Below are 25,410 nucleotides of genomic sequence, written 5' to 3'. Positions count from 1 at the left end.
CCCCCCCCCCCCCCCCCCCCCCCCCCCCCCCCCCCCCCCCCCCCCCCCCCCCCCCCCCCCCCCCCCCCCCCCCCCCCCCCCCCCCCCCCCCACCCACCCCCCCCCCCCCCCCCCCCCCCCCCCCCCCCCCCCCCCCCCCCCCCCCCCCCCCCCCCCCCCCCCCCCCCCCCCCGCGGTCAGTGGGTGAGCGCCGGCTCCTTCTCGGTCTCGACGACGTCCTCGTCGCCGCCGCCCTCCACGTGCTGCTTCGGCTTCGCCGGCAGCGCGAACATCACCAGGAAGATCACCGCGAGCACGCCCGCGACCCAGCCCATCGCGTTCTGGAAGGCGTCCGTGAACGCCGCCCCGGCCTCGGCCGGGGACTTCGGGGCGGGCTTGCCGTCGATGACGCCGAAGAAGACCACCGACACCAGGCCGAGCCCGAGCGCGTTGCCCATCTGGCCCGTCGTGTTGATCAGGCCCGAAGCGGAGCCCGCGTGCTCCTTGGGCACCTCCGAGAGGACCGCGTCGGTCAGCGGCGCCACGATCAGGCCCATGCCGAGGCCCATGACGACCAGCGGCGGGATCATCTGCCAGGACGCGATCCCGTTGCCGTACCGCCCGGCCTCGAAGAGGTAGAGCAGCACGCCCGCGATCATCGTCAGCGCGCCGGCCTGGAGGACCTTCCGGCCGAAGCGCGGGACCAGCTTCTGGACCGAGAGACCGGCGGCCGTCGACACCGCGATCGAGAACGGCACCCCGGTGAGACCGGCCCGCAGCGGGCTCCAGCCCAGCCCGATCTGCATGTACAGCGTCCAGATCAGGAAGAAGATGCCCATCACGACGCCGAAGGTGAGCTGGACCGCGATGCCGGCGGCGAAGCTCTTCACCTTGAACAGCGACAGTTCGACCAGCGGCGAGCCGTCCTTCTTCGTCTTGTGCTTCTCGTACGCGACGAGGGCGCCGAAGACGAGGAGGCTGCCGGCCATCATCAGGTGGCCCCACAGCGGCCAGTCCAGCTCGCGGCCGCGGGTCAGCGGGTAGATCAGCATGAGTAGCGCGGCCGTCACGAGGAGCATGCCGACGATGTCCAGGCGGAGCGCCTTCGGGGCCTTGGACTCGGTGATGAACTTCCGGCCGAGCAGCAGACCGGCGATGCCGACCGGCAGGTTGATCAGGAAGATCGGGCGCCACTCCAGACCGGCGATGTTCCACTGCGTGAGGAGCGCGCCGAGCAGCGGGCCGGAGACGGCGCCGAGGCCGATGATCGCGCCGAACATCCCGAAGACCTTGCCGCGCTCGTGCGCCGGGAAGGTGACGTGGATGATCGACAGGACCTGCGGCACCATCATCGCGGCGGCCGCGCCCTGGAGGAGGCGGGAGCCGACCAGCATCTCCTGGTTGGCCGCGAAGCCGCAGAGCGCCGAGGCGAGCGTGAAGCCGGCCGTGCCGACGAGGAAGAGGCGCTTGCGGCCGTAGATGTCGCCGAGCCGTCCGCCGGTGATCAGACCGGCCGCGAAGGCGAGCGCGTACCCGGCGGTGATCCACTGGATGGCCCCGAAGGAGGCGCCGAGGTCCCGCTCGATGCTGGGGATCGCGATGTTGACGATCGTGGCGTCGACCAGATCCATGAAGGCGGCGGTCATGACGATGGCGAGGGCGATCCAGCGCCGCTTGTCCGCCGTGTCGGTGGGGGCCGCTTCCGTGACGGCGTCGTGTGAACTCATGAGAAGAAGATAGGACCGATCTAGGTCGGATGATGTCCTAGATCGGCCGCATCCTGGAGGGCATGACGGACACCCCGGCACGACTCCTGAATCTGCTCTCGCTCCTCCAGACCCCGCGCGAGTGGCCCGGAAGCGAACTCGCCGAACGGCTCTCGGTCTCCGCGCGCACCATCCGGCGCGACATCGACCGTCTGCGGGACCTCGGCTACCCCGTCGAGGCCACGCTCGGCTCGGTGGGCGGCTACCGCCTCGTCGCCGGCACGGCCATGCCGCCGCTGCTCCTCGACGACGAGGAGGCCGTCGCCATCGCCGTCGGCCTGCGGGCCGGTGCCGGGCACGCCATCGAGGGCGTCGAGGAGGCGTCCGTACGCGCCCTGGCGAAGCTGGAGCAGGTGCTGCCCGCGCGGCTCCGGCACCGGGTCTCCACCCTCCAGAACGCGACGATCCCGCTGACCCGGGGCGACGGCGCCACGGTCACCCCGGCCACGCTGACCACCCTCGCGGGCACCGTCACCGGCCGCGAGAAGCTGCGCTTCGGCTACCGGGCGGGCGACGGCGCCGAGACGAAGCGGCTGGTCGAGCCCTACCGGCTGGTCTCCACGGGCCGCCGCTGGTACCTCGTCGCCTACGACCTGGGACGGGAGGACTGGCGGACCTTCCGGGTCGACCGGGTGTCCGACCCGCTCGCCACCGGTGCCCGCTTCACCCCGCGGGAGCTGCCGGCCGGGGACGCGGCGCAGCTCCTGGTCCGCTCGATGTCCCAGCTCCAGCCGGAGCTGGAGCTGGACGTCTCCTTCGAGGCGCCGGCGGAGTTCGTGACCGCCCGGCTCCCGTCGCACCTGGTGCCCGCCCCGACGGGCGAGGGCACCTGCCGGCTCCGTACCCGCTCCGCCGACTCCGTGGAGTGGCTGGCGCTCCGCCTCGCCCTGGTCGACGCCCCCTTCACCGTCCACGGCCCGCCCGCGCTGCACGCGTACGTGGAGGACCTGGGGGCCCGGCTGACGGCGGCGGCCCGGACCTGACCCGGCGACGGCACGGCGGAGGGCCCCCGAGGATCGTCTCCTCCGGGGGCCCTCCGCCGTACCGTCGCCCTCCGGCTCAGGCCACCGCGTCGAATCCGGTGTCGCGGGCCATCTTCTTCAGTTCGAGGAGCGCGTGCTTCTCGATCTGGCGGATGCGCTCGCGGGTCAGGCCGTGCTGCTTGCCGACCTCGGTCAGCGTGCGCTCGCGGCCGTCCTCGATGCCGTACCGCATGCGGATGATGGACGCCGTGCGGTGGTCCAGCTTGTCGATGAGGTCGTCGAGCTCCTCGCTGCGCAGCAGGGTGAGCACCGACTGCTCCGGGGAGATCGCGGACGTGTCCTCCAGGAGGTCGCCGAACTGGGTCTCGCCCGCGTCGTCCACCGACATGTTCAGCGAGACCGGGTCGCGCGCCCAGTCCAGGACGTCGGTGACCCGCTCCGGGGTGGAGCCGAGCTCGGCGGCCACCTCGGCGGGCTCGGGCTCGCGCCCGTTCTCCCGGTTGAACTCGCGCTGCACGCGACGGATCCGGCCGAGCTCCTCGACGAGGTGGACGGGGAGCCGGATGGTCCGGGACTGGTCGGCGATGGACCGGGTGATGGCCTGGCGGATCCACCACGTGGCGTAGGTGGAGAACTTGAAGCCCTTCGCGTAGTCGAACTTCTCGACCGCGCGCACCAGGCCGGCGTTCCCCTCCTGGATCAGGTCGAGCAGCGGCAGCCCGCTGCGCGGGTAGCGCCGGGCCACGGCCACGACGAGCCGCAGGTTCGACTTGATGAAGAGGTCCTTGGCACGCTCGCCCTCGGCGGCCAGCGCCTCGAGCTCCTCACGGGTCGCGCCGCCCGCCTCGCTCTCGGCGTTCCCGTCGAGGATCTCCTGGGCGTACACGCCCGCCTCGATCGTCTGGGAGAGCTCGACCTCCTTGGCGGCGTCGAGCAGGGGCGTGCGCGCGATCTCGTCGAGGTACATGCCGACCAGGTCGCGGTCGGCGATCTCCCCGCCCACGGCGCGAACGCTGCTTGCCCGTGCGGCCCCGCTCGTGGCGGAGGTCTGACGACGGGCGACGGCACGGGTTGCCATGCGTGCTCCCTTGCTGAGTAGGTCGCGACACCCTTCCGGGTGCCCTGCATCCGACGGAAACAACGACTGGAATCAGGACAGAATTCCCACCCGGCACATGGATTTTCGCGATCATGCAGTATCCTGCGCGGCCGCCGCCCGTCCGGGCATGCCTCGTCTACCCACGGAGGCGCAGGTCAGACCGGGCACGGAGGGTGATGCGGCGCCCCTCGCGGGGGTTCACGACCACACCGTCGGTGAGACCGCGATCACATGCGGCGCCACCCCTTCAGACGCCCGGGCACGGTGCGCGGTTGCCTCCGCCCTGCGGACCAGGTCCGCGGCCCGTCACGGACCCGGGGGACGCCGTCCTAGGGCCTGTCGTCAAACGCGTCGGCCGCATGACCGACAGCAGCGGCACCCTCGACGAGGTCCTCGAACGGCTCCACGCCACCGGACCCGAACGCCACGGATGGCTCACCAACCACGCCCCGATGGCCGTCGAGGCCCTCGTCCGCCACGGCCGGGCGGAGACCGTCCATCGCCGGCTCGACCGCTACGCGCCGAAGCTGGAGGAGGCGCCGCCGGCCGTCCGGCCGGTCACGGCGGACACCTGGCGGGAGGCGCTCGGCGACCCGGCCCGGATCACGGACTGGACCCGCTTCCTCGCCCGGGAGCTCGACGACCACCCCTGGCGCGAGGTGCTCGCCACCTGGTGGCCCCGGCTGCTCCCCGGCATCGCGGGCGGGGCGACCCATCCGGTGATCCGCACCGGTCACGCCGTACGGACGCTGCTGACGTCCCCCGAGACGGCCCCGCGCCGCGCGGAGCCGGCGCACGCCCTCGGGTACTGGGCGGCCCGCCACAGGCCGCTGCCGCCGATCGCCCCGCTGGCCGCGGCGCCGTCCGCGGCGGCCGCCCCGGACGCCGTACCGCCGGTCCCGGAGCGGGACGGCGGGATACGGACCCGGCTCGCGCAGCTCACGGCGTTCCCGCGGTGGGGCGCCGCGCCCGGCCCCGACGCGGCGGGGGCGCTGCTGACCGAGCTGGTCGCGGCGGCGACGCACCGGTACGCGACCCACGGCCACGGCGAGCCGGTGATGCTGGTGCGCGCGGCGACGGCGCCGAACGCCGTCCTGCGGACCCTGCCCGCGCTCCCCCGGGAGCTGTGGTGCCGAGCCTGGCGGCGGCCTGGGCGGCGGCGGCCGCGGTGACCGCCGCGTACACCCCGGCGGAGGCCGCCCCGTACCGGCCGACCCCGCTGACGGCCGAGGAGGTCTTCGAGCGGGCGGCGGCACACGGCGACGACCACACGATCAAGTTCGCCGACACGGCGCTCGACGTGGGCGGTCCGCTCGCGCTGGCGGCCGCCGTCCGCTCGGTGGAGCTGACCCCGCCGGTGTTCTGAGCCGGCTCAGCCGAACTGCACGGACCGCTTCGCGAGGCCCATCCAGAAGCCGTCGATCACCGACCGCTCCGCGTCGAGGTCGCCGGCCGCGTCCGCCGCGCCCATGGTGACGAAGAGCGGGGCGAAGTGCTCGGTGCGCGGGTGGGCGAGGCGGCCGGCGGGGGCCTTGTGCGCGAAGTCGAGGAGCGCGTCGACGTCCCGTGCCGCGAGGGCCTCGTGCCCCCAGGCGTCGAACTCGGCGGACCAGCCGGGGACCCCGCCGCCGGTGTGCCGCAGGGCGGCGAGGTTGTGGGTGAAGAAGCCGCTGCCGACGATGAGGACGCCCTCGTCGCGGAGCGGGGCGAGCCGGCGTCCGATGTCCATGAGCCGGCGGGGGTCGAGCGTCGGCATGGAGATCTGGAGGACGGGGACGTCGGCGCCGGGGAACATCTCGACGAGCGGCACGTAGGCGCCGTGGTCGAGGCCCCGGTCGGGGATGTCCTGGACGGGCGTGCCGGAGGCGCGGAGCAGCTTGCGGACGGCGTCGGCGAGCTGCGGGGCGCCGGGGGCCGCGTACTGGACGCGGTAGTAGTGCTCGGGGAAGCCCCAGAAGTCGTAGACCAGCGGCACGGTCTCGGTCGCGCCGAGGGCGAGGGGGGCCTCCTCCCAGTGGGCGGAGACCATGAGGATCGCCGTGGGACGGGGCAGGGTGGCGGACCAGGCGGCGAGCTGGCCGGGCCAGACGGGGTCGTCGGCGAGGGGCGGCGCGCCGTGGGACAGGTAGAGCGCGGGCATCCGCGCGGGCCGGGCGTCCGTTTCCAGCGTGGCGTCCATGGCGACCACCCTCCTCATCCTTGAAGTTTCAAGCTATTCGCTCACACCGTAACGCCACATAGTTCAACTTTCAAGAATGAGTCGTACGATGGGAACCATGGGAGACATGACCGAACCCCGCTGGCTCAGCGACGAGGAGCAGCACGTCTGGCGCGCCTACCTGCACGCCACCACGCTCCTGGAGGACCACCTCGACCGCCAGTTGCAGCGCGACGCCGGAATGCCGCACATCTACTACGGACTGCTCGTCCAGCTCTCCCAGGCCCCGCGCCGGCGGATGCGGATGACCGAGCTGGCCAGGAGCGCCAAGATCACCCGCTCCCGGCTCTCCCACGCGATCGCCCGGCTGGAGAAGAACGGCTGGGTCCTGCGCGAGAACTGCCCCTCCGACAAGCGCGGCCAGTTCGCCCGGCTGACCGACGAGGGCACCGAGGTCCTCCGGCGGAACGCCCCCGGCCACGTCGCCGCCGTCCGCCAGGCCCTCTTCGACCGCCTCTCCGCCGAGCAGGTGGACCAGCTCGGCGCGATCATGCGCGTCATGGCCGAGGGCCTCGAACCCGCCGACGCCGGCGCCGACCTCCCCTGGCTGCGCTGACCTCCCTCCTGGGACCTCCCCCCTGGGACCCTTTCGAGGGACCCGTCTCGCCGGGACCTCTCCCCCGGGGCCTTTTCCCCGGGCCCCCCTCGGGACCCGTCCCTCGGGACCTCTCCCAGGAACGGGACCGGCGGGCACCGGAACCGGAAACGGGCCCGCCCCGGCGCCGCTGCGGAAGCGGAGCCGGGGCGGGCCCGTACGGGTGACGGACGCGCGTCAGTGGGCGATGACGGGGACCTTGACCTCGTCGTCCGCGCTCTCGGCGGAGCCGGCGACGGTGCCGCCGCCCGGCTTGCCGGTGTTGATGAGCACGAAGGCGATCGTGGCCGAGACGGCCAGGATGCCGACCGCCCACCAGATGGCCGCGGCGTACCCCTCGACCATGCCCTGGAGCTGGACCAGCTTCTGCGCGGCTGGAGTGGTCGCGCCGGCCGCGTGGTCGACCAGGTAGGCGGTGGTCGCCGAGGCGGCGATCGTGTTCAGCAGGGCCGTGCCGATGGCGCCGCCGACCTGCTGCGAGGTGTTGACCATCGCGGAGGCCACTCCGGCGTCCCGCGGGTCCACGCCGAGCGTCGCGAGCGACATCGCCGGCATGAACGCCGTACCCATGCCCAGACCCAGCAGCAGCTGCGCGGGCAGGATCAGACCGGCGTACGAGGTGCCGATCTCCAGCTGCGTCAGCAGCAGCATGCCGACGGCGGCGGTCAGGAAGCCCGGGGCCATCAGCAGCCGCGGCGGGACGCGGGTCATCAGCCGCGTGCCGATCTGGGTCGAGCCGATGATCATGCCCGCGATCATGGGCAGGAACGCGAAGCCCGTCTTGACCGGCGAGTACCCCTTCACGACCTGGAGGTAGTACGTGAGGAACAGGAACAGGCCGAACATCGCGATGACCGCGAGACCCAGCGACAGGTAGACGCCGCCGCGGTTGCGGTCGGTCACCACGCGCAGCGGCAGCAGCGGGGACTTCACCTTCGACTCGGTGACGACGAAGGCGAGGAGCAGCACCGCGGAGCCGACGAACAGGCCGATCGTGCCGGCGTCGCTCCAGCCCTGGGACTCGGCGCGGGTGAAGCCGTAGACGAGCGAGACCAGACCCAGCGTCGACAGGATCACGCCGGGGATGTCGAGCGGCGAGCGGTTGCGGCCGCCCGCGGGCTCGCGGACCACCAGGTAGGCGCCCACGGCGGCGACGACGGCGAACGGGATGTTGACGAAGAACGTCCAGCGCCAGTTCAGGTACTCGGTGAGGAAACCGCCGAGGATCAGGCCCACGGCGCCGCCGCCACCGGCGATCGCGCCGTAGATGCCGAAGGCCTTGGCCCGCTCCTTGGCGTCGGTGAAGGTCACCGCGAGCAGCGAGAGCGCGGCGGGCGCGAGGAGCGCACCGAAGGCGCCCTGGAGCGCGCGGGCCCCGAGCATCATCGCCTCGCCGGTCGCGGCCCCGCCGAGGGCGGAGGCGGCGGCGAAGCCGATCAGGCCGGTGACGAAGGTGCGCTTGCGGCCCCACAGGTCGGCGATGCGGCCGCCGAAGAGGAGCAGACCGCCGAAGGCGAGGGCGTAGGCCGTGATGACCCACTGCCGGTTGCCGTCCGATATCCCGAGGTCCTGCTGGGCGGAGGGCAGGGCGATGTTCACGATGGTGGCGTCGAGCACGACCATCAGCTGGGCGAGGGCGATGAAGATCAGGGCTTTCCAGCGACCGGGGTCGGCCTGGATCGCGGGGGTCGCGGGGATTTTCGGCATGGGTGTGGCCACCTCTTGGCGCGTACTGGTGGAAAACGGTCTCAGGGAATGCGGGTGACGCGGGCGTCCGGGCCCGGCGCCGTCGCGCCCTCGCGGGCGACGCCGGCGGTCAGGGCGAGGTCGGCGTGGTCACGACGGGATCGGTGCGGTCACGACGGGATCGGTGCGGTCACGGGGTCGGCGGCGCGCAGGCGTCGCGTCTCAGGTCCTCCAGGGTCGCCGCCCTTCCGGGCAGCTCGGAGCGGGCGGGTGTCTCCAGGCCGTCGAGGAACAGCTGCAGATGACGGTGGACGAACTGGTCGAAGGACGCGCAGCCCGATCCGGGCAGCGGCCGGGTCAGCTGGGACAGGGCCACCATCAGGTCGCCGACACCGACGTCGGTGCGGAGCCGGCCGGCCCGCTGCGCCCGCTCGACGAGGCCCTGCACGGCCTCCTCCAGGCGGTCGCGCTCGGCGATCAGGTCGGGGTGGTCCTTGTCGAAGGCACCGTCGAGCATCGGGCACAGGGCCCCGACGCGCTCGTCGGCGGCCCCGTGGGTGAAGCGGCGGAGCGCGGCGAAGGTGTCGCCCTCCTCCTCCGCGGCCCGCTCGGCGAGTTCGGTGACGCGCGCCATGAGCGAGAGGACGACCTCGTGGACGAGGTCGGCGCGCTCGGGGAAGTTCCGGTAGAGCGTGGCGTTCCCGACGCCGGCGCGGCGCGCGACCTCGTCGTAGGGCACCTGGGACCCGAACTCGACGAACATCTCGCGGGCCGCCGTCACGATCCGCTCGCGGTTGCGCAGCGCGTCGGCCCGCGGCCGGGGGACGCGGCGGGCGGGCGCGGTGTCGGCGGGACTGGTCACGCCACGGCCTCCTCACACTCGTTCGGGACGGTCGTCCGGGGTGCTCGTGCGGAGCACTCGTCCGGACCATCCGGGGAAGGATTCCCCACTTCGTTGAACACAGGGTTAAACGGGGACCCGGTCCCCGGTTATTTCCCGAGCCTCTTGTGACCTGCGTCACAAGCCGACGGCCCCCCGGAATACCCACGATCGGGCCACCCGACGCGCGCGCCCTCACCACCCGTCACAGGCTGATCGCACAGCGCGGACCCGCTCACGGGCCCGTGCCGCAGACCTGCCCCCACCGGAGAGGCGCCCGTATGCAGCACCCCCGCCGACGGATACGCAGACCCGTCGCCCTGGCGGCGATCACGGCTCTCTCGCTCACCCTCCTCGCCTCCGCGAGCACCACCCTGCCCGGCCCCGCCCCCGCGACGGCCGGCCCGGTGGCGGCCGCCCCGGGCGGGGCGCAGCTCGGGCCGTGCCGCATCGCCACGACGATGGGCGTGCAGATGTCGGAGGGGCTGCCCACCGCCCCCGGGTACGTGCGGTCCACCGGCCAGGTCAGGGCCCTCAACCTGATGGTCGACTTCCCCGACGCCCCCGGGGAGGGCACCGCGATGAGCCGGTTCCGCGAGTTCTTCCCCCAGACCGCCGACTGGTTCCGCACCAGCTCCTACGGCCGCCTGCACTACCGGGCCGAGGCCCCGATACCCGACTGGCTGCGGATGCCCCGCGCCTTCTCCGCGTACGGGATCGAGCGCGGCTCCCCGTACGAGCCGGGCTACCGCGCCCTCGTCGAGGACATCGTCAAGGCCGCCGACCCCCGGGTGGACTTCAGCGCCTACGACCTCGTCAACGTCCTCGTCACGCCCAACGCCGGCCCCTCCGCCCTCGACACCGTCCTGTCCGTGACCTTCTCCGGCAACGACGACGCCCCCTACGCCGACGGCGTCCCGCTGGCCAACACGTCCTTCGTCTACAGCCGCCAGGACGACGGCTCCGGCAGCTTCGCCGAGACCGGCTACCGCGTCCTCCCCCACGAGAACGGCCACGTCTTCGGTCTGCCCGACCTCTACACCTCGGACGGCGGCGGCACCGTCGGGCACTGGGACATCATGTCCGAGGACTGGGGCGCCAACAACGACCTGCTCGGCTGGCACAAGTGGAAGCTGGGCTGGCTCGACAACGACCAGGTCAGCTGCGTCTCGGGCACCGGCACCGGCGACTACTCCCTCACCCCGCTCGCCGCCCCCGGCGGCCCCAAGCTCGCCTTCGTCCCGCTCTCCGCGACCTCCGGATACGCCGTCGAGGTCCGCAGCAAGGACGGCAACGACGAGGCCGTCTGCGAGCAGGGCGTCCTCGTCTACCGCGTCGAGTCCGACGTCGACACCGGCCACGGCCCGGTCACCGTCTCCGACAGCGACCACGCCAGCGGCGGCTGCACCCGCCGCGCCAACGTCCACGCCGAGCTCTCCGACGCCCCCTACCGCCCCGGCGAGACCTTCACCGACCGCGCCAACGGCATCCGCATCACCGTCCTCGACGAGGACCCCACCGGCACCTACCGCGTCCGCATCACCCGCCTCTGAGCAAGCCACACGGGCCGGGCCGGGCCGGGGCGGTGCGGGCCGGAGCGGCGCGGGGCCGGGCGGGGCGGGGCGGAACGGGTCCGGGACCGTACGACTCTGTCCCGTTCAGGCGCCTCCGATGCCCCCGTCGCCCCTGTCGTCGCCGCCGCCGTCGCCTCGGACATCCCCCCGCAGCTCCCTCTTGAGGATCTTCCCGGTCGGGTTCCGCGGCAGTTCCCCCTCCCGTACGTACACCCGGGCAGGCACCTTGAAGGCGGCGAGGCGCGCCCCGACATGGACACGAAGCCGCTCCACGTCGCCGTGGTCCGCGCCGGGACGCAGCCGCACGACGGCCACGACCTCCTCCCCGAGCAGCGGGTGCGGCACTCCGAGCACGGCGGCGTCGACGACGTCCGGGTGGTCGTGCAGGACGGCCTCGACCTCGACGCAGTACACGTTCTCCCCGCCGCGGATCACCATGTCGGTGAGGCGGTCGACGACGCTGACGCGCCCGTCCGCGTCCACGCGCGCGAGGTCCCCGGTCCGGAACCAGCCGCCGGGGGCGAACGCGGCCCGGGTGGCCTCCTCGTCGCCCCAGTACCCGCGGACCAGGCACTGCCCGCGCAGCCACAGCTCGCCCACGCCGTCGGCGTCCGGCACCTCGACGCGCACCTCGGTCACCGGCGAGGGATGCCCGACGCTTCCCGGGTGCGCCCGGTACTCGGCCCCCACGTTCGACAGGACTCCCCCGCAGGTCTCGGTCAGGCCGTACCCGTTGCGGGGCTCGATCCGCCGCCCGTACCCCTCGGTGACGCCGGCGACGATGCCCGGCGGAGCGGCGGCGCCACCGGTGCTGAGCAGGGTGAGTGTCTCCAGCGGGTCGCCGGTCTCGCGGGCGAGGGCGAGCAGCTGGAGCGCGGTGGTGGGCACGCCCGCGTAGTGGGTGACGCCCTCCTTCCGGATCAGCTCCAGCGCGCCGGCGGCGTCCCACTTGCGCATCATCACCAGGGTCCCGCCGGCCGCCATCACGCCGTAGAAGGAGGTGAAGGCGGCCACGTGGAAGAAGGGGAAGGTCGTCAGCGACACCGGAGCGGGCCCGACGCCGGGCAGGTCCCCGCGGGCGAGGGCCGCCGCGGCGGCGAAGTAGCGCGGGTTCATCGCGGCCCCGGCCTGCGCGAGGTGGGTGGCCACGGCCCCCTTGGGCCGCCCGGTGGTGCCGGACGTGTAGACGATCGTCGCGTCGTGCTCCGGCAGCACGTCGACCGGCGGCGGCCCGAGCAGGGGGTCGTCGTCGACGACGTACGCCGCGAACCCCTCCTCCGCCTCGCCCCGGAAGACGATCCCGGGCACGCCGTGCGCCGCGGCCCAGCCCCGCACCCGGCCGACCCGCTCCCCGTCGACCAGCAGCACCCCCGGCGCGCAGTCACCGAGCGCGTACGCGAACTCCTCCTCGGTCCACCAGGCGTTCATCGGCACCGCGACCAGGCCCGCGAGCTGCGCCGCCCAGAACGCCACCTGCCACTCGGGCACGTTCCGCATCGCGATGACGGCCCGCTCCCCCGGCCGCAGCCCGTACTCCCCGCTCAACCGCCGCGCCAGCCCGCACGCCGCGTCGAAGAACTCCCGGTACGTCACCCGCTCGCCCTCGGCCACGAGGAACACCCGGTCCCCGTACCCCCAGACCGCCTCCACGAACTCCCGCAAGGTCCGCGGCCCGTGCGCGTAGACCCCGTCCACCACCTCGAACGGCGCCCCCTCCGCCGTCAGCCTCTCCGCCACCACGCCACCCTCCTGAGCGCCCGCTCACCCACCTCCGCGACGCTATGCACCCCCTCCCACCCGGTCAACCCCACCACCCTCACCACCCCACCCGCTACACTGACCCCGGCGACCAGACCCACCGCCGACCGCCTTCGTAGCTCAGGGGATAGAGCACCGCTCTCCTAAAGCGGGTGTCGCAGGTTCGAATCCTGCCGGGGGCACAAGGGAAGAGGCAGTCACCGCATGCGGTGACTGCCTCTTTGTCTGGGGCCGGTCCGTGTGGCTGATCGCCTCGCGCCGGGTGTCCTGGACGACGCGTGGGGACGCATCCCTGGTGATGCCGATCCGGCTGAGGGGGGCGTGCTAGCTCACGGCCGGGCTTCGGCGTTCGATCAGGACGACGTCGCGCCAGCTTCCGTGGAGGCGACCGAGACGCTCGCGCGTTCCGACCGTGCGGAATCCGGCCCGGTGGTGGAGGGCCAGACTGGCGGTGTTCTCGGGGAAGACTCCGGACTGGACGGTCCAGACGCCGGCTGCGTCGGTCGAGGCCAGCAGCGTTCTCAGCAGGGCGAGTCCGACGCCCTGGCTCCGTGCGTCAGGGTGGACGTAGACGGAGTGCTCCACCACGCCCGCGTAGGCGCAACGATCCGAGACGGGCGACACGGCGGTCCAGCCGACGGCGTCGTCCGCGTGGTCGAGAGCGACGAAGCGGTGCTCCGGCAGGCGGGAGGAGTCGAACTCCGCCCAGGTGGGCGCACCGGTCTCGAAGGTGGCGTGCCCGGTGTCGATCCCGAGCTGATAGATCTTCAAGACCTGTTCGGCGTGTTCGGGCCGCATGGTGGCGATGCGTGCGGTGGTGTTCATGGGCGCGGCTCGATGCCGAGCTCGCCCAGCAGGCCACGGATGCGCTGCTCGATGGCGTCGCGGATCGGGCGGACGGCGTCCACGCCCTGGCCGGCGGGGTCGTCGAGCTTCCAGTCGAGGTAGCGCTTGCCGGGGAAGTAGGGGCAGGCGTCGCCGCAGCCCATGGTGATGACCACGTCGGAGGCACGGACGGCTTCGGTGGTGAGCACCTTGGGGATCTCGGCGGAGATGTCGATGCCGACTTCCGCCATGGCCGCGACGACGGCCTGGTTGACCGCGTCGGTGGGGGCGGAACCGGCTGACCGGACCTCCACCCGATCGCCGCCCAGGCGGGCGAGGAAGGCGGCGGCCATCTGGGATCGGCCCGCGTTGTGGACGCAGACGAAGAGTACGGACGGGAGCGCGGTGGTCACGGGCGGACTTTCTGTGGCGGGGGTGATTCAGCGGTCGGCGGCGGCGAGTTCGAGCTCCCCCGCCGCGGCGGGGGACGTCGCGGGGGCGGGCGTGGGGCGGCCGAAGAGGGCGACCGCGAGGGCGACGCCGACGCCGGCGCCGATGAGCTGGGAGGCGATGAACGGCGGCACGGAGCCGGGGGCGATGCCCGCGAAGGTGTCGGAGAAAGTCCGTGCGATCGTCACGGCCGGGTTGGCGAAACTGGTGGACGAGGTGAACCAGTAGGCCGCGCCGATGTACGACGCCACGAGAACCGGGCCGAGACGCTGCTGGGCCGTGCGTCCCAGGCCGAGGACCAGGAGGACCAGGCCGGTGGTGGCGACGATCTCGCCGAGCCAGAGGTGACCGGCTGACCGGTCGTGCGTGGAGAGCCGGACGAGGGGTTCGGCGAACATCGCGTTCGCCAGCACTGCACCGCCGATGCCGCCGATGGTCTGCGCGGACACGTAGGCCGCGACGGCTCGCGGTGTCAGGCCGCCCTCATCGCGGCGTCCGGTCCACCACACGGCCAGGGTCACCGCCGGATTGAAGTGGGCCCCGGAGACCGGGCCGAGCAGCGCGATGAGCATGCCGAGGCCGAAGACCGTGGCCAGCGAGTCGGCGAGCAGCTGGAGGGCCACGTCGTCGGTCAGCTCGGTGGCCTGGATGCCGGAGCCGACCACGATGGCGACGAGGGCGGCGGTGCCGATCAGCTCGGCCAGGGCGCGGCGGCCCAGGGAGGGCGTCATCCGGCCGCCCCGGCCGGTACGGCTTCGGCCGGGGTCCGGAGAAGGGAGGAGAGCCGGGCGAGAGCGGCGGGCAGCACCCAGTAGTAGACCCAGGTGCCCCGTCGTTCGGAGCCCACCAGGCCCGCGTCCCGCAGCACCTTCAGGTGGTGGGAGATCGTCGGCTGGGACACGTCGAAGGGGCCGGTGAGGTCGCACACGCAGGCTTCGCCGCCCTCGTGTGAGGCGATCAGCGAGAGCAGGCGCAGCCGGATCGGGTCCGACAGGGCCTTGAACGTCTTGGCGAGGTCGACGGAGTCTTCTTCGCCCAGCGGCTCGCGGACCATCGGGGAGCAGCACGCCCTCTGGTCGTCCTGGCCGATCATCGCCGGCACCTCTGATTTCGACATACGTCTATGTTGACATCCATCTAATCCAGTGGCAACGTCGACCTCACCAAGCTGTATCGATATCCATCGAAGCAGTGCCGGATCGTGAAGACCAGGGAGACCGCCATGCCCCGCGTCCAGCTCGCCCTCCGCGTCGCCGACCTCGAAGGCTCCGTCGCGTTCTACTCGAAGCTGTTCGGTGTCGAGCCCGCGAAGCGCCGCCCCGGATACGCCAACTTCGCCGTGGCCGAGCCGCCCCTGAAGCTCGTCCTCATCGAGGGCGAGGCCGGCGAGGACACCCGGCTCGACCACCTCGGCGTGGAGGTCGAGAGCACCGAACAGGTCGCCGCTGCCACCACCCGCCTGAAGGACGCCGGGCTGGCCGCCTTCGAGGAGAACGACACCGCCTGCTGCTACGCCCTCCAGGACAAGGTCTGGGTCACCGGACCGGGCAAGGAGCCCTGGGAGGTCTATGTGGTCAAGGCCGATGCCGACACCCTGGCCAAGAACACCGAGACCGCTCCCGCCGCCTGCTGCGGCACCACGGCGTGCTGCACCCCCGAGGAGCGCGCCCTCGACTCGACGCAGACCCCGGAGCAGGCGAAGGCGGCGGCCGGCTGCGCGTGTGGCGCCTGAGCCCTGGGCTCACGAACGGGATCGGCGGGAGGCCGCGGCAAGGCCCCTGGACTGCGCCCTGTTCCACGGACACCCTCCGCTACGCTCCGCGCCATGAAGCTGAAGAGGGTGGCCACGCCGGTTCTCCTCGGCACGGGCGGCATGGCCATCGTGGCGGCAACGGGCGTGTGGGCGCTGTCGGGTGGACTCTACGGCTGCACCGGAGCCGACCGGGACCTCGCGCCCACTCTGGCGTCGCTGTCCATCCTCGACACGCACCCGAGCGGAACGCGGTCCAAGGGCGCCCGGTACTCCGGGTGCGACGAGGACGACGGGTTCGCCTACGCCGGGCAGTACTACCGGTACGGGACGTCCCGGGCCGAGGTACTGGCCTTCTACCGCCAGGCCGCCGCGGAAGACGGCTGGCGACTCGGGAGCGTCGGTGCTTCGCCGGCCCCGGAGCCCGGCAGCCCCGCGGTCGACACCTCGGCGCTCTGTTTCGAGAAGCCCGTCGCGGGCACCACCGCACACCTCAGCGTGTGGTTCCCCGGCGATCTCGGCGACGGCGCCGGCGCGTACGGCCTGGACGTCACGGCCGGCCATGACGGATCCGCCTGGTGCTGACCCGCCGTGCCGCCTCGGCGCGCACGGGCGTCGCCGTACGGCGGTCGTGCCGGCGGACGGGATCGCCGCCACCGGCTTCCGGTCGAACTCCGGGAGCGGGCGTCGCGGGTTCGCATCCTGCCGGGGGCACGGCGAAGGAGAAGGGCACCTGCCGATCCCGGCAGGTGCCCTTCGTCGTGTCCGGGGGGTGAGGGGAGGCGCGGGCGAGGGGAAGGGGAGGCACGGGCGGGGGGGAGGGATGGGGGGATGGGGTGGAGGGATGGGGGTGTATATCGGGACAAAGGGGTGGGGGTGGATTAGATTCCGGGGGGAGGGCGGGGGCTGGCGGCGAGTACGAGGTGGCGCATGGCCGACGTGGACGCTGGTGTCGAGGCGAGGGCGGGTGGGGCGCCGCCGGCGGCGAAGCTGACGTTGTTGACGCTGACCGCGATGGTGGTCGGGTCGATGGTGGGGGCGGGGGTCTTCTCGCTGCCGCGGAGGTTCGCGCAGGAGACGGGCGTCGCGGGGGCGCTGATCGCGTGGGCGGTGGCGGGGGTGGGCATGCTGATGCTCGCGTTCGTGTTCCAGACGCTGGCGGTGCGCAGGCCGGACCTGGACGCGGGGGTGTACGCGTACGCGAAGGCGGGGTTCGGGGAGTACCTGGGCTTCTTCTCGGCCTTCGGGTACTGGGCGAGCGCCTGCGTGGGCAACGTGACCTACTGGGTGCTGATCATGTCGACGATCGGGGCGATCGCCCCGGCGCTGGGCGACGGGGACACGGCGCTCGCCATCGTGCTGTCGTCGGTGGGGCTGTGGGCGTTCTTCCTGCTGATCCGGCGGGGGGTCAAGGAGGCCGCGGCGATCAACCGGATCGTGACGGTGGCCAAGCTCGTCCCCATCGTGGTCTTCGTCCTCCTCACGCTGTTCTACTTCGAGCCGTCGGTGTTCGCGGACAACTTCGGCGGCGCAGACTACGCGGGCTCGCTCTTCGACCAGGTGCGCGGCACGATGCTGGCCACCGTGTTCGTCTTCCTGGGCGTGGAGGGCGCGAGCGTGTACTCGCGGCACGCGAAGCGGCGGGAGGACGTCGGGCGGGCGACGGTGCTGGGCTTCCTGAGCGTCTTCGCGATCTTCGCGTCGGTGACGATCGTGTCGTACGGGATCCTGCCGATGAGCGAGATCGCCGAGCTCCGGCAGCCGTCGATGGCGGGCGTCCTGGAGGCGGCGGTGGGCACCTGGGGCAAGGTGTTCGTGAGCGTCGGCCTGATCATCTCCGTCCTGGGCGCCTATCTCGCCTGGACGCTGATGGCGGCCGAGGTGCTGTTCGTCGCCGCCAAGGACAAGGACATGCCCCGGTTCCTGGGACGGTCCAGCGGGGACGACGTGCCCGCGCCCGCGCTGCTGCTGACGACGTCGCTGAGTCAGGTCGTCCTGGTCGTCACGGCCTTCTCCGACGACGCGTTCAACTTCGCGCTCGACCTGACGAGCGCGCTGAGCCTCATCCCGTTCCTGCTGGCGGCCGGCTTCGCGCTGAAGATCGCGCTGCGGCCGGGGGCGGAGGGCACGGTGGGGCGGAGCACCCGGCGCGAGCTGGTCGTCGCCGCGGTCGCCACCCTGTACACGGCGTTCCTGCTGTACGCGGCCGGCCTGAAGTTCGTCCTCGTCTCCTTCATCCTCTACGCCCCCGCCACCTTCCTGTTCGTCAAGGCCAGGCGGGAGCAGAACCGGCGGCTCTTCTCGCCGGGCGAGGCCGTCCTCTGCGCGGTCTCCGTCGCCGGCGCGGCCGTCGGCGTGATCGCGCTCGCGCTGGGCTGGATCGAGCTGTGACCGCGCGCCCCGCCGGGCCGGCCGGTGCCCGGCCGGCCGCCGCACCGTCCCCCCTCCGGCCGTCCCCCCTCCAGGAAAGGCAGCAGCACCATGACTTCTGACACCTCGACGGGCGCGTCCGTGCTCGGCGTCCACTCCGAGGTCGGACGCCTGCGGAAGGTCCTGGTCTGCGCGCCCGGTCTGGCGCACCGGCGGCTGACGCCGACCAACTCCGACGACCTGCTGTTCGACGACGTGATGTGGGTGGAGAACGCGCAGCGGGACCACGCGGACTTCGTCGCCGAGCTGACGCGGCGGGGGGTCGAGGTGGTCGAGCTGCACGCGCTGCTCGCGGAGACGATGGCGGTCCCGGGGGCCCGGTCCTGGCTCCTGGACCGGAAGATCGTCCCCAACGAGGTCGGCCTCGGGCTGGTCGACGACACCCGGGCCTTCCTGGAGTCGCTGCCCCCGCGCGAGCTGGCGGAGTTCCTCGTCGGCGGGCTGTCGACGGCGGACCTGCCGGACGAGTTCCGCTCCGGGTACGTGGCGCTGGCGCGGGAGGGCGTGGGGGCGCGCGAGTACCTGATGCCGCCACTGCCGAACACGCTGTACACCCGGGACACGACGTGCTGGCTGTACGGCGGGGTGACCCTGAACCCGCTGTACTGGCCCGCCCGGCACGGCGAGACCCTCCTCATGAAGGCCGTGTACACCTTCCACCCCGACTTCCGGGACGCGACGGTCTGGTGGGGGGACCCCGAACAGGACTGGGGCCAGGCGACGTTCGAGGGCGGCGACATCATGCCCGTCGGGAACGGCGTCGTCCTGATGGGGATGAGCGAGCGCACGTCGCGCCAGGCCGTCACGCAGGTCGCCGCCGCGCTGTTCCGCGGCGGCGCGGCCCGGCACGTGATCGTGGCCGGGATGCCGAAGCTGCGGTCGGCCATGCACCTCGACACCGTGTTCACCTTCGCCGACCGCGACATCGTCACGCTCTATCCGACGATCATGGACGCCGTCCACACGTTCTCGCTGCGGCCCTCCGACAAGGCCCCGGGGGTGGAGATCACCGACGAGGGCACGACCCCGTTCGTCGACGTCGTCGCCCGGGGGCTGGGACTGCCCGGACTGCGGGTGATCGAGACCGGCGGGGACGTCTACGCCTCCGAGCGCCAGCAGTGGGACAGCGGCAACAACGCCGTCGCCGTCGAACCCGGGGTGGTCTTCACCTACGACCGCAACACCCAGACCAACGCCCTGCTGCGCAAGGCGGGGGTGGAGGTCGTCACCATCGTCGGCGCCGAGCTCGGCCGCGGGCGCGGCGGCGGCCACTGCATGACGTGCCCGCTGATCCGGGACGCGGTCGACTTCTGAGACCCGGCGCCCGGCGCCCGGACCGCCGACGGGCCGCCGCCCCTCCGTTCCGGTGGAGGGGCGGCGGCCCGTCGGTGCGCGGGGCGTACGGGCCCGGCGTCAGGCGGCCGCCTCGGGGCCCGCCAGCTGCTCGGCGAGTTCGCGCTCGCCGGCCTCGGAGAGGGAGGTCTTGAGGACGGTGCCGCCGAAGGGCTCCATGGCGGCGGCGAACCGGGACTCGGTGATCTTCGAGGCCATGATCACGACGGCGGCCGAGCCGGGCCGCAGGAGGTCGCCGACCTTGGTGCGGAAGTCCCTGTCGACGCCCATCTGGTTGAGCTTGCCGATGAGGCCGCCGATGGCCGCGCCCACCACACCCATGACCGGGGTGAGGATGACCATCCCGAAGACCAGGCCCCACAGGGCGCCGGCGGTGGCCGAGAGGGCGATCTCCTCGCTCTTGGCAGGGGTGTCCACATGGGTCTCGCCGTCCTCGTCGACCCGGACGACGGCGAGGCCGGTGAGGGTGACGACGTGGTCGTCACGGAGCTTCTGGACCGTCTTGAACGCCTTGGTCGCGACGGCGTGGTCGTCGTAGCCGATGACGATGAGTTCGGACATGCGGGGGATCCCCTCTCGGTTCTCAGTACCTCTGGGCCTTGGTGAGCCGCGGCGTCAGCACCGGTTCGGCCGGCTCGCGGCTGATGACCAGGGGCTGGGCGCGGCCGCCGGGCGGGAGGTCCTCCGCACCGGTGAACTGGGTCTCGACGACCTTGCCGGAGGAGTCGAGGAAGTCGACCTGGACGGCGTAGGAGGCCTTCTCGTCCGTCTTGTTGGTGATGGAGACGACGACGGCGAGCAGACCGCCGGCGTCGGCCCGGGGTTTGCCCGTCATGGCGACCTCGTTCAGGGCGTTGCCCCGGCCCTCGACGCCCTTCAGCGCGTTCTCGGCGGCCTTGCGGGAGCGTTCGGCCTCGGCGCCGATCGACGCCTTGCGCTCGGCCTCCCGCGCGGAGGCCGAGGCGGCGGCGGAGGACGCGGACGCCTGGGCGGAGGCGATGCGCGACTCCGCCGCCGACGCGGCGGCGGAGGGCGCCTCGCCGGAGAACGACGCGGTGTCCGGCGCCGAGGGCCGGTCGCTGAAGCTCGGGGTGGAGCTCGTGTCGTCGCCGCCGCCGTCGCAGGCCGCGAGGCCGGCCGCGCCGAGGGTGGTGAGGACGACGGCCAGTGCGGCGCCCGCCGCCCTGGCCCGGACCGTCCCGGGCCGGGCGGATCGCCGCCCGTGGTCTTCCGAGGTGTGCACGCCGGTCTCCTCCGGTGCCGTGGGGGGTTCGGTCATGGTCAGTAGCGCAGTACGGCGGCGATGCGGGCGGACTCCGTGAGGGCGTCGTCGGGGACGAACCGCACCTCGGCGCCCTTCTCCAGGGCCTGCTCGACGATCTCGTCCACGATGTCGTCGCGGGAGTCGAGGTCGGAGCTCCGCGCGGGTTCGAGGTGGTCGCCGTGGTCGGTCACGGTCGTGCGGAAGTGCTCCTCGACGGCGAGCAGCCGGATCCGGCCGTCCCGCACGGCCTGGTGGACCTCGTCGAGGCCACCGGCGTACTCGTGCCGGCCGCGCGCCGCGTCCAGCTCGGCCAGCACGGTGGTGGTGAGGGCCTCCCGCTGTGCGGAGAGGAGCGGGGCGAGCGCCGCGCGGACGGCGTCCTCGGGTCCGGCGGCGAGACCGCCGTGCGGGACGGAGGTCGTGCCCTGGGGCAGCGGGCCGGTGTCCTCCAGGAGGGCGACCGCGGGCGCCTCGCCGATGACGTACACCAGGCGGGGCGAGGAGGCGAGGACGGTCCGCAGCGCCTCGTGCGCCTGGCGGAAGAAGGCCCGCGCGTCCTCGTCGCGGAAGGTGCTCGGCAGGTCGCCGACGCGTTCCTTGCGCTCGGCGTCCGGGTCGGCGAGGCTCCGCGTCAGCGGGAAGCCGTCCTCCGTGTGCTCGACGGCCCGCTCCGGCCCGCCGCTCCACAGCGAGATCCGGTCCGCGGCCAGGGCCAGCGCCCAGTAGGGCCGTTCGGCGGCCTCGGCGGCGACGAGGTTGCGGGTGAGGAAGGTGTCGGCGACGACGACGCGTTCGGGGACGCTGCGGGCGAGCGACCACACGTGGTGCTCGCCGGGGGCCACATGGATGACGAGGCCCTCCTCGGCGTGTGCGAGGTCGACGTCGGCGGCGGCCCGCTGCAGCTCGCTCAGCACCTCCGCGCGTCGTTCCCGGGTGACGGCGGGGTCCTCCTGGAGGGCCTTCTCGGCCCGGGCCAGCAGGTTGCGCAGCCGTACGGGGTCCTGGGTGTTGTCCGGCTCGCGGCGGTGGGTCGGCATCACGAGCGACAGGGCGGGGTAGGGCCGGGGCCGCCGCAGGTCGGCGAGCACGTCGGTGCTGAGCGCGGGGTGCATGGGGGGCCTTTCGCGTGAGGGGGCTGCTGGGGGCCGGATGGTCCGGGGCTGCCGGGGCCGGGGCCGGGGGAGGGCTTCCGTGGCCGGGCGCCTCGGGGGGTTCCCCTCGCCCGGTGCCTCGCGGCTGCCGTGCCCGGCGTCCGGGGCGGGGCTAGGGGGATCCGGTGAGCTGCTCGGCGAGCTCCTTCTCGTCCTGGTCGCTGAGCGAGGTCTTCAGGAGCGTGCCGCCGTGCCGCTGCATGGCGGCGGTGAACTTGTCCTCGGTGAGCTTCGAGGCCATGAGGACGACGGCCGCGGAGCCCGGCCGGAGGAGTGCGCCGACCTGTTCGCGGAAGCGGTCGTCGACCCCGGACTTGGCGAGCCTGCCGACCAGTCCGCCGAGGGCCGCGCCGGTGAGCAGGCCGACGGCCGGGATCAGGAAGAGGATGCCGAAGATCGCTCCCCACAGGGCGCCGGTGGCGGCGGTGGCGCCGACGACGCGGCTGGAGGTGTCGACGTGGGTGCGGCCCTCGGCGTCGACGGAGACCACGGCGAGTCCGTTCAGGCGCACGACCTGGTCGCGCTGGAGCTCCTGCACCGTGCCGAACGCCTGCTCGGCCCGGTCGAGGTCGTCGTAGCCGATGACGATGAGCTCGGACATCCCTGTCCACCTCCCGGGGGCGCCATGGGGCGCCAAGGTCCACGGTTCGTCATCCTCGTCCGTAATGTCCGTGTTCGCGACTCGGTGGACCCGGCGGAGCCGCGGCCCGGGTGCCGCGGAGGCACGGGGAAGCACGGGGAAGCACGGTCCGACCGGCCGGACAGCCCCTAGGGCCTGTCGTCAAAATCCCCTCTGCCCCGCGACGCCTGGCACGCGCTCTCGCCGCACCGGGCGAAAGCACGAGTACGTCCAGTACGAGCACTTCCACCCGGCACACCGAGAGCACGCACCAGACGCCGCAGGGCCGCCCTTCGGGCAACGAGGGGATTTTGACGACAGCCCCTAGCATCGGATCGTGATCACGTGCGACCGGGGGGATCGGCGATGACGACGGATGCGGCGGGGCGGCTGCCGTTCGTGGACGAGCACACCGTGACGGTGGACGCCGGGGCCGAGGAGGTCTGGGGCCGGCTCGTCCGGCGCCTGGACCGCTCGCTGTCCGGTGCGGGCGGGGCGAGGTACGTCCGGCTGGTGGGCGGCGACCCGCGGGAGGCGGCCGGTCCGCGGCCGCTTGCGGAGGGCTCGGAGTACCCCGGCTTCCGCGTGGTCGCGGCGGTCCCGGGGCGCACGCTGGCGCTCGCGGGCTCGCACCGGTTCTCGACGTACGGCCTGGTCTTCCGGATCGAGCCCCTGGAGGACGGCCGGACGCGGCTGGCGGCCGAGACCCGGGCGGTCTTCCCCGGGCCGGCGGGGCGGGTCTACCGGCTCCTCGTCATCGGCAGCGGCGGCCACGCCTTCGCCATGCGGCGGATGCTGGCCGGCTACCGCGCGCCGTGAGGCGCCCTCCGCCCGGGCGCGGGACCCCGGCGGGACCCCGCACGCGCGCGGCGGGTCAGCGCAGCTCCTCCGGACAGGCCGTGCCGCGGGAGAGCTTGTACGGGGCGGCGAGGCGGTAGACGCCCGCCTCGGGTGCGACGAGCGTCGTCCACTCGTCGCCCTCGGTGTCCGCCTCGGCCTTGAAGAGGCAGCCCTTCTCGTTGGCGAACACCTTCGGGATCTCGGTGTCGGACTCCTCGCGGGCCAGCTTGGACGCCTCGGTCTCCTGGGGCGCCTCGATCTTGCCGCCGTTCTCGTCGACGAGGGCGAGCCAGGGCGAGTAGGGCACCCGGATGAGGACCCGGCCGGGGCTCTCGACGCGGATGACGACCTCGTTCTCCTCCGCGCTGAGGACCTTCGCGGGCGGGTCGGCCAGCGGCGTCGGGTTCTCGACCTCGAAGAGGCGCCAGTTCTCGTCGGACCAGACCTGCTTCAGGTACGGCAGGCCGTCCTCGACGAGCTCCGCCTCGCGCTCGGCGCCGGAGTCGGGGGCGCCGGTGGGCAGGACCACATAGGCGACGGCCCAGCGGTCGAGCCAGTCCTGGTAGTTCGCGGCGTCGAGGGTGTCGTCATAGAAGAGCGGGTTGCGCTCCATGTCGGCCTGGCGGTTCCAGCCGCGCGCCAGGTTGATGTACGGGCTGAGGGCGGAGGACTCGCGGTGGCTGGAGGCCGGCACGACCTCGACCCGGGCCTTGCGGGCGTCGCGCACCTGGAGCTGGTTGACCAGCGGGGCCAGCTCGCGCGCCCAGGAGGCGTCGGGGGCGGTGCGGATGACGTCGTCGACGCCCTTGAAGCCGATCCAGAAGTTGAGCCCGGCGAAGGCGAGCAGCAGGGCGTACCAGCGGCGTGAGCGCGGCGCCGTGTACGGCAGGGCGGCGAGCAGCGCGACCCCGGCGAACAGCATCGGAAGCCGGGAGATGTTCGAGCCGATCTGCGAGTCGATCAGCCAGGTGAGCAGCGTGCCGACGGTGTAGACGGCGGCGGCGGTGCGGACCGTGCGCCAGTCCGACGGGACGAGCAGGAAGACCAGGGCGCCGAAGGCGAGGGGCAGGGCGGTCGAGCCGAAGGCCATCGGCTGGGTGCCGGAGAAGGGGAAGAGCCAGGAGGAGAGCGCGACCACGGCGACCGGGGCCAGGCCGAGGGCGTACGCGCCGGGACGCCGCTTGTTGAGGAAGAGCGCCGCCGCCGCGATGCCCAGGAAGAGTCCGGCGACCGGGCTGCACGCGGTGGCGAGTCCGGCGAGCGGGGCGGCGACCACGGCCTTGGCCCAGCGCTTGCGGCGCCAGCGGTGCGGCCAGCAGAAGACGGCGGCGACGGCGCCGAGCGCGAACATCATGCCGAGGCCGAAGGTGACCCGGCCCGACAGGGCGTTGCAGAGGAACGCGAAGACGGCCGCGACCGAGCAGGCCAGCGGGTTCCGGACGGCCGGGACCCGCACGAGGATCAGCGAGGTCAGCAGGGCCGACAGGGTGCCGGCGACCATCATGGTGCTGCGGACGCCGAGCAGCGACATCAGATACGGCGAGACGACGCTGTACGAGACGGGGTGCATCCCGCCGTACCAGGCCAGGTTGTACGCGGAGTCCGGGTGCCGGCCGACGAACTCGGCCCAGGCGTCCTGCGCGGCGAGGTCACCGCCGCTGTTCGCGAAGAAGAAGAACCACAGGACGTGGGTGAGGGCGGCGAGTCCGGTGGCCGCCATGACGGTGTAGCGGCGCTTGCGCCGCGGCGGAGGAGCGGGCGAGGCCGATACGGGCGCGGGGGCGGGACGCTGGGTCGGAAGCACTATTCGCGAGAGCGAAGAGGGCCCGGTATCAGCGCCCGGGCCGCCGACGGCGTCACGAGCGTCGCGGGTGTCACGCGTCCCACGGTAGGCGTCGGCGTCGGAGTCCGCGCGGTCGGCGCGTCTCGGCTCGGCGGTGGTCACTGCGGCCCTTTCCCGTGCTGCCCGTCTCGCTTCTCGCGTGGATCGCGCGTGCTTCTCGTCCCCCGGAAACGCTAACAGCCGGGCGCCCCGGGGTTCCGGGGCGCCCGGCCGGGCGGGGTGGCCGCCCGGCCCGGGGGGGGGGGGGGGGGGAAGAATAATTTTGGAGGGCCGGTAGCACAAAGGGGGTGCTTCTCCCGCGGGAGGGGCCCCAACAGATCACAAGCCAGCGACACAAGGACCACAAA

23 protein-coding genes, 1 tRNA gene and 1 pseudogene are annotated in these 25,410 nt (G+C 73.1%); 10 read left to right on the top strand and 15 right to left on the bottom strand.

The window, feature by feature from the left end; all coding sequences use genetic code 11:
• Positions 1-176: 176 nt before the first annotated feature.
• The gene (locus ACZ60W_RS35040; protein ID WP_469759455.1) at positions 177-1,706 is read right to left on the bottom strand and encodes an MFS transporter; all 1,530 of its coding nucleotides are present in this window, start codon (positions 1,704-1,706) and stop codon (positions 177-179) included.
• A 62-nt stretch (positions 1,707-1,768) separates the two neighbouring features.
• Here ACZ60W_RS35040 and ACZ60W_RS35035 point away from each other — a divergent pair, with 62 nt between their 5' ends.
• Positions 1,769-2,728 (top strand): helix-turn-helix transcriptional regulator, encoded by a 960-nt coding sequence (locus ACZ60W_RS35035; protein WP_469759454.1) that lies wholly within the window; start codon positions 1,769-1,771, stop codon positions 2,726-2,728.
• Positions 2,729-2,804: 76 nt separating this feature from the next.
• Here the strand turns inward: ACZ60W_RS35035 and ACZ60W_RS35030 are convergent, their stop codons facing one another.
• Positions 2,805-3,806, bottom strand: a complete 1,002-nt coding sequence (locus ACZ60W_RS35030) for a sigma-70 family RNA polymerase sigma factor (protein WP_366308676.1) — start codon at positions 3,804-3,806, stop codon at positions 2,805-2,807.
• Between the two features lie 380 nt (positions 3,807-4,186).
• Between ACZ60W_RS35030 and ACZ60W_RS35025 the strand changes: the two are divergent.
• Positions 4,187-5,193 (top strand): annotated as a pseudogene (locus ACZ60W_RS35025) (questin oxidase family protein).
• 6 nt (positions 5,194-5,199) lie between these two features.
• Here ACZ60W_RS35025 and ACZ60W_RS35020 read toward each other — a convergent pair.
• Entirely contained in the window at positions 5,200-5,967 is a 768-nt protein-coding gene (locus tag ACZ60W_RS35020) for a dioxygenase family protein (RefSeq protein ID WP_469759457.1), read from the bottom strand.
• 127 nt (positions 5,968-6,094) lie between these two features.
• Here ACZ60W_RS35020 and ACZ60W_RS35015 point away from each other — a divergent pair, with 127 nt between their 5' ends.
• Positions 6,095-6,601, top strand: coding sequence for a MarR family winged helix-turn-helix transcriptional regulator (locus ACZ60W_RS35015; protein WP_469759453.1), 507 nt, complete (start codon positions 6,095-6,097; stop codon positions 6,599-6,601).
• Positions 6,602-6,817: 216 nt separating this feature from the next.
• Here ACZ60W_RS35015 and ACZ60W_RS35010 read toward each other — a convergent pair whose 3' ends face one another.
• Together ACZ60W_RS35010 and ACZ60W_RS35005 are read right to left on the bottom strand one after the other, a co-directional pair.
• On the bottom strand, positions 6,818-8,347 hold the full coding sequence (locus ACZ60W_RS35010; protein WP_469759452.1) for an MFS transporter: 1,530 nt from the start codon (positions 8,345-8,347) through the stop codon (positions 6,818-6,820).
• Positions 8,348-8,516: 169 nt separating this feature from the next.
• Entirely contained in the window at positions 8,517-9,188 is a 672-nt protein-coding gene (locus ACZ60W_RS35005) for a TetR/AcrR family transcriptional regulator (RefSeq protein WP_469759451.1), read from the bottom strand.
• A gap of 299 nt (positions 9,189-9,487) precedes the next feature.
• On the opposite strand from ACZ60W_RS35005, the gene ACZ60W_RS35000 reads away from it, so the two are divergent.
• Positions 9,488-10,759, top strand: coding sequence for a M6 family metalloprotease domain-containing protein (locus ACZ60W_RS35000; protein WP_469759450.1), 1,272 nt, complete (start codon positions 9,488-9,490; stop codon positions 10,757-10,759).
• A gap of 105 nt (positions 10,760-10,864) precedes the next feature.
• On the opposite strand, the gene ACZ60W_RS34995 is transcribed toward ACZ60W_RS35000, so the two are convergent.
• Positions 10,865-12,520, bottom strand: a complete 1,656-nt coding sequence (locus tag ACZ60W_RS34995) for a class I adenylate-forming enzyme family protein (protein WP_469759449.1) — start codon at positions 12,518-12,520, stop codon at positions 10,865-10,867.
• A 127-nt stretch (positions 12,521-12,647) separates the two neighbouring features.
• Between ACZ60W_RS34995 and ACZ60W_RS34990 the strand changes: the two genes are divergently transcribed.
• Positions 12,648-12,720 (top strand) — tRNA-Arg (locus tag ACZ60W_RS34990).
• A 142-nt stretch (positions 12,721-12,862) separates the two neighbouring features.
• Here the strand turns inward: ACZ60W_RS34990 and ACZ60W_RS34985 are convergent.
• Genes ACZ60W_RS34985 through ACZ60W_RS34970 form a run of 4 tightly spaced genes read right to left on the bottom strand, consistent with a single transcriptional unit; the run spans position 12,863 to position 14,930 of the window.
• Positions 12,863-13,363 (bottom strand): GNAT family N-acetyltransferase, encoded by a 501-nt coding sequence (locus ACZ60W_RS34985; protein WP_469759448.1) that lies wholly within the window; start codon positions 13,361-13,363, stop codon positions 12,863-12,865.
• Positions 13,360-13,776 (bottom strand): arsenate reductase ArsC, encoded by a 417-nt coding sequence (locus ACZ60W_RS34980; RefSeq protein WP_469759447.1) that lies wholly within the window; start codon positions 13,774-13,776, stop codon positions 13,360-13,362. Before ACZ60W_RS34980 ends, ACZ60W_RS34985 begins: the two co-directional genes overlap by 4 nt.
• Before the next feature lie 27 nt (positions 13,777-13,803).
• A complete protein-coding gene (locus ACZ60W_RS34975; protein WP_469759446.1) occupies positions 13,804-14,544 on the bottom strand; it encodes an aquaporin in 741 nt (246 codons plus the stop codon).
• Entirely contained in the window at positions 14,541-14,930 is a 390-nt protein-coding gene (locus tag ACZ60W_RS34970) for an ArsR/SmtB family transcription factor (protein ID WP_469759445.1), read from the bottom strand. The genes ACZ60W_RS34975 and ACZ60W_RS34970 overlap by 4 nt, the downstream gene beginning before the upstream one ends.
• A gap of 105 nt (positions 14,931-15,035) precedes the next feature.
• On the opposite strand from ACZ60W_RS34970, the gene ACZ60W_RS34965 reads away from it, so the two are divergent.
• From ACZ60W_RS34965 to ACZ60W_RS34950, 4 genes are all read left to right on the top strand, one after another.
• Positions 15,036-15,545: an ArsI/CadI family heavy metal resistance metalloenzyme gene (locus ACZ60W_RS34965; protein ID WP_469759456.1), complete on the top strand. Its 510-nt coding sequence runs from the start codon at positions 15,036-15,038 to the stop codon at positions 15,543-15,545.
• Between the two features lie 93 nt (positions 15,546-15,638).
• Positions 15,639-16,148 (top strand): hypothetical protein, encoded by a 510-nt coding sequence (locus ACZ60W_RS34960; protein ID WP_469759444.1) that lies wholly within the window; start codon positions 15,639-15,641, stop codon positions 16,146-16,148.
• Between the two features lie 345 nt (positions 16,149-16,493).
• Positions 16,494-17,954, top strand: coding sequence for a basic amino acid/polyamine antiporter (locus ACZ60W_RS34955; protein ID WP_469759443.1), 1,461 nt, complete (start codon positions 16,494-16,496; stop codon positions 17,952-17,954).
• A gap of 90 nt (positions 17,955-18,044) precedes the next feature.
• Entirely contained in the window at positions 18,045-19,307 is a 1,263-nt protein-coding gene (locus tag ACZ60W_RS34950; RefSeq protein WP_469759442.1) for an arginine deiminase, read from the top strand.
• A 99-nt stretch (positions 19,308-19,406) separates the two neighbouring features.
• Here the strand turns inward: ACZ60W_RS34950 and ACZ60W_RS34945 are convergent, their stop codons facing one another.
• The 4 genes from ACZ60W_RS34945 to ACZ60W_RS34930 all read right to left on the bottom strand — a co-directional run bounded on the left by ACZ60W_RS34945 (position 19,407) and on the right by ACZ60W_RS34930 (position 22,362).
• Positions 19,407-19,907 carry a DUF1269 domain-containing protein gene (locus tag ACZ60W_RS34945; protein ID WP_469759441.1) on the bottom strand — a complete coding sequence of 167 codons (501 nt, stop codon included), beginning with the start codon at positions 19,905-19,907 and terminating at the stop codon, positions 19,407-19,409.
• A 22-nt stretch (positions 19,908-19,929) separates the two neighbouring features.
• Positions 19,930-20,625 (bottom strand): FxLYD domain-containing protein, encoded by a 696-nt coding sequence (locus ACZ60W_RS34940; protein WP_469759440.1) that lies wholly within the window; start codon positions 20,623-20,625, stop codon positions 19,930-19,932.
• Between the two features lie 2 nt (positions 20,626-20,627).
• Entirely contained in the window at positions 20,628-21,722 is a 1,095-nt protein-coding gene (locus ACZ60W_RS34935) for a baeRF3 domain-containing protein (protein ID WP_469759439.1), read from the bottom strand.
• A gap of 151 nt (positions 21,723-21,873) precedes the next feature.
• On the bottom strand, positions 21,874-22,362 hold the full coding sequence (locus tag ACZ60W_RS34930; protein ID WP_469759438.1) for a DUF1269 domain-containing protein: 489 nt from the start codon (positions 22,360-22,362) through the stop codon (positions 21,874-21,876).
• A 384-nt stretch (positions 22,363-22,746) separates the two neighbouring features.
• Here ACZ60W_RS34930 and ACZ60W_RS34925 point away from each other — a divergent pair, with 384 nt between their 5' ends.
• The gene (locus ACZ60W_RS34925) at positions 22,747-23,199 is read left to right on the top strand and encodes an SRPBCC family protein (RefSeq protein ID WP_469759437.1); all 453 of its coding nucleotides are present in this window, start codon (positions 22,747-22,749) and stop codon (positions 23,197-23,199) included.
• A gap of 55 nt (positions 23,200-23,254) precedes the next feature.
• Here ACZ60W_RS34925 and ACZ60W_RS34920 read toward each other — a convergent pair whose 3' ends face one another.
• Positions 23,255-24,940, bottom strand: coding sequence for an MFS transporter (locus tag ACZ60W_RS34920; RefSeq protein WP_469759436.1), 1,686 nt, complete (start codon positions 24,938-24,940; stop codon positions 23,255-23,257).
• Positions 24,941-25,410 lie beyond the last annotated feature (470 nt).

Source organism: Streptomyces sp. NPDC104202 (genome assembly GCF_055584185.1).
The sequence above is the reverse complement of the archived record's forward strand: the minus strand, read 5'-3'. Positions and strand labels throughout refer to the sequence as shown.

What these genes read in the sequence shown, in the direction of transcription:
- ACZ60W_RS34955 (WP_469759443.1), top strand. Translation starts at nt 16,494, where the DNA reads ATGGCCGACGTGGACGCTGGTGTCGAGGCGAGGGCGGGTGGGGCGCCG.
- ACZ60W_RS34920 (WP_469759436.1), bottom strand. Translation starts at nt 24,940, where the DNA reads ATGGCGGCCACCGGACTCGCCGCCCTCACCCACGTCCTGTGGTTCTTC.
- ACZ60W_RS34970 (WP_469759445.1), bottom strand. Translation starts at nt 14,930, where the DNA reads ATGTCGAAATCAGAGGTGCCGGCGATGATCGGCCAGGACGACCAGAGG.
- ACZ60W_RS34975 (WP_469759446.1), bottom strand. Translation starts at nt 14,544, where the DNA reads ATGACGCCCTCCCTGGGCCGCCGCGCCCTGGCCGAGCTGATCGGCACC.
- ACZ60W_RS34965 (WP_469759456.1), top strand. Translation starts at nt 15,036, where the DNA reads ATGCCCCGCGTCCAGCTCGCCCTCCGCGTCGCCGACCTCGAAGGCTCC.
- ACZ60W_RS34930 (WP_469759438.1), bottom strand. Translation starts at nt 22,362, where the DNA reads ATGTCCGAGCTCATCGTCATCGGCTACGACGACCTCGACCGGGCCGAG.
- ACZ60W_RS35030 (WP_366308676.1), bottom strand. Translation starts at nt 3,806, where the DNA reads ATGGCAACCCGTGCCGTCGCCCGTCGTCAGACCTCCGCCACGAGCGGG.
- ACZ60W_RS34985 (WP_469759448.1), bottom strand. Translation starts at nt 13,363, where the DNA reads ATGAACACCACCGCACGCATCGCCACCATGCGGCCCGAACACGCCGAA.
- ACZ60W_RS35015 (WP_469759453.1), top strand. Translation starts at nt 6,095, where the DNA reads ATGGGAACCATGGGAGACATGACCGAACCCCGCTGGCTCAGCGACGAG.
- ACZ60W_RS35000 (WP_469759450.1), top strand. Translation starts at nt 9,488, where the DNA reads ATGCAGCACCCCCGCCGACGGATACGCAGACCCGTCGCCCTGGCGGCG.
- ACZ60W_RS35040 (WP_469759455.1), bottom strand. Translation starts at nt 1,706, where the DNA reads ATGAGTTCACACGACGCCGTCACGGAAGCGGCCCCCACCGACACGGCG.
- ACZ60W_RS34940 (WP_469759440.1), bottom strand. Translation starts at nt 20,625, where the DNA reads ATGACCGAACCCCCCACGGCACCGGAGGAGACCGGCGTGCACACCTCG.
- ACZ60W_RS35010 (WP_469759452.1), bottom strand. Translation starts at nt 8,347, where the DNA reads ATGCCGAAAATCCCCGCGACCCCCGCGATCCAGGCCGACCCCGGTCGC.
- ACZ60W_RS34945 (WP_469759441.1), bottom strand. Translation starts at nt 19,907, where the DNA reads ATGTCCGAACTCATCGTCATCGGCTACGACGACCACGCCGTCGCGACC.
- ACZ60W_RS34925 (WP_469759437.1), top strand. Translation starts at nt 22,747, where the DNA reads ATGACGACGGATGCGGCGGGGCGGCTGCCGTTCGTGGACGAGCACACC.
- ACZ60W_RS35020 (WP_469759457.1), bottom strand. Translation starts at nt 5,967, where the DNA reads ATGCCCGCGCTCTACCTGTCCCACGGCGCGCCGCCCCTCGCCGACGAC.
- ACZ60W_RS35035 (WP_469759454.1), top strand. Translation starts at nt 1,769, where the DNA reads ATGACGGACACCCCGGCACGACTCCTGAATCTGCTCTCGCTCCTCCAG.
- ACZ60W_RS34950 (WP_469759442.1), top strand. Translation starts at nt 18,045, where the DNA reads ATGACTTCTGACACCTCGACGGGCGCGTCCGTGCTCGGCGTCCACTCC.
- ACZ60W_RS34935 (WP_469759439.1), bottom strand. Translation starts at nt 21,722, where the DNA reads ATGCACCCCGCGCTCAGCACCGACGTGCTCGCCGACCTGCGGCGGCCC.
- ACZ60W_RS34960 (WP_469759444.1), top strand. Translation starts at nt 15,639, where the DNA reads ATGAAGCTGAAGAGGGTGGCCACGCCGGTTCTCCTCGGCACGGGCGGC.